Raw genomic sequence first — 1,956 nt, forward strand, 5'->3', positions numbered from 1 at the left:
TTGTTATGGTGACTACATTTTACCAAAGAGAGGTGTCTTTTTGTGTGTTTTTTGATAATTATTTATAAGAAGTTTCAATAACCGCAAGGGTTAAACCTGGATATTCAACTGCAAAACTTGAGTTAATTATAATAAACAGCAGATTGATAATTGAATAAATTCCAATCTGCTGTACAAAAGATTATATTTAAACTAGCTTAGTCATTTAAATTAATATCTGACAACATTAGATAATACTAATTTAACACCGTTTTCTAAACAATCTCCTACTGGACAAGTTTTTTCAATAAAATTTGCAAAGGCTTCTGCTTTTTCTTGTGATTCATTTGTTTTAAAGTGCATAGAAAAACGAATTTCTTCAAAGCCATTTCTTACATCCGCGAGTCCTAAAAAGCCATCTGGATCCAAATCACCCTCAAGTTCAACGTGAAATTCGTCAAAAGAGAAATTATGAGCTTCAGCAAATGCACTAGCAACAATAGTTTGGCAAGCACCTAAAGCGCATAAAACCATTTCAACAGGGTTCATTGCCTTGTCAGTCCCACCAAGATCTTCTGGTTCATCTGCTATAATTTTAAATCCTCTTGAGTTACATTCAACTTGAAGTCCATCAGGTAATTTTTTTGTAACTGCTTTAAATGTCGTTAACATAGTTTTTTCCTCCTAGCAAAGTTTGTGAATCATCGATCAATGAAGATATTATACCACGGCGAAAATATAAAATCAATACTTAGCTAAGTAACTATATTCGAGTCTGATTCATTATTTGCTTCGGTGAGAATCCATTTAGAGAATGCAAAAGCACTTGAAAACTCTGATGAGCCGTTTAATTATGCCCTCACTTCTGCTGGTCGTAATGTTTTATTTTAGGGTCATAATCACGTTGTAAGAAGTGGCTATACACAGTACCAGTAATATGTAATAGCAGTGTGGATAGGAATAAATATATCTTCATCTATCTCTAGACAGTACTGTCCAATTTGTGGCGCGATAGCTTATATCAAATTGTTTATGTAGGTTAATCCAAGTAGTTGGTAGTTAAGTGGACTGGTTTTCTGTCTTCAAGCGTGTGCAAACTTCACCATATTTTCCACGTCTTTTATATTTTTTAATAAATCTAAAAGGAGTCTGTTGCTGTATAAAATCGTTAAATTTTAATGGAGGATAATATCGATGTTTTTTAAATTGGATGCAATAATTTTGGCGATGGCTGCAATCGCATTCATGTGAGGATTGTTTACCTTACTTATGTTTATCAGGAACGTGACGGATAAATAAAGCTCTACAAGTTGTTTTTGGAACATTGGCAATTTTGTTTTTCTTACTTGCGATTGGTAATTTCACAGGTTCTAGCGTGGTTTTAACGCTTGCCGGTTATGAAGGCATCATTTGGGGCTTCTCAGCGATTTATGTTGCTATGATACAAGTGTTGAATGAGTTATACGGCAAAAGGATTTTGCCAATCGTTGAGTATAAAGCTGAGGGTCATGTATGGACTAGTCGCGAAATTAATAAAGCGAGTTAATAATTCAGTGAACGAAAGAAGCTTAAATATAAAAAAGAAGTGAGCGCTCATGTCTCACTTCTTATTTTAATGATTAAGCTTTTTCCTCAATCCTATTTAAATTTTTCAGTATTGTTTGTCATCTTTTTACGATATTCTGTCGGGGAAATACCTTCTTTCTTTTTAAATAAATAACTAAAATAATTTGAATCCTGGATTATTCACAGCCATATCAAAAACCTTAAAGAAACTGTATCAAATCAATTAAAAATAGCCAATCGATCTTTCACTAATTAAGTGAAAAGGAGCCCGATCTTTGATATTGTATGATTATGGTGTCAAAACCCCATAATTTTAAGCACTTAATCAACTTGAAATGCTCAAAAGTATACAGTTTTAAAAAATAAAAGAGGGACTCCTCTTTATGCCATCACTTTTTCCTGATTGTGTTG

General features: G+C 33.1%; 2 protein-coding genes and 1 pseudogene. 1 reads left to right on the forward strand and 2 read right to left on the reverse strand.

All coding sequences use genetic code 11. The features are described from left to right. Nucleotides 1-210 precede the first annotated feature (210 nt). Nucleotides 211-651: an OsmC family protein gene (locus ACYQ2O_RS12035; protein ID WP_344909948.1), complete on the reverse strand. Its 441-nt coding sequence runs from the start codon at nucleotides 649-651 to the stop codon at nucleotides 211-213. 652 nt (nucleotides 652-1,303) lie between these two features. Here ACYQ2O_RS12035 and ACYQ2O_RS12040 point away from each other — a divergent pair. Then, nucleotides 1,304-1,525 carry an acetate uptake transporter gene (locus tag ACYQ2O_RS12040; RefSeq protein WP_459796686.1) on the forward strand — a complete coding sequence of 74 codons (222 nt, stop codon included), beginning with the start codon at nucleotides 1,304-1,306 and terminating at the stop codon, nucleotides 1,523-1,525. Between the two features lie 92 nt (nucleotides 1,526-1,617). On the opposite strand, the pseudogene ACYQ2O_RS12045 reads toward ACYQ2O_RS12040, so the two are convergent. After that, nucleotides 1,618-1,716: pseudogene (locus tag ACYQ2O_RS12045) on the reverse strand (AraC family transcriptional regulator); the annotation flags it as partial. Between the last annotated feature and the right edge of the window lie 240 nt (nucleotides 1,717-1,956).

The organism is Alkalibacterium sp. m-11, assembly GCF_054658155.1.

What these genes read in the sequence shown, in the direction of transcription:
- ACYQ2O_RS12035 (WP_344909948.1), bottom strand. Translation starts at nt 651, where the DNA reads ATGTTAACGACATTTAAAGCAGTTACAAAAAAATTACCTGATGGACTT.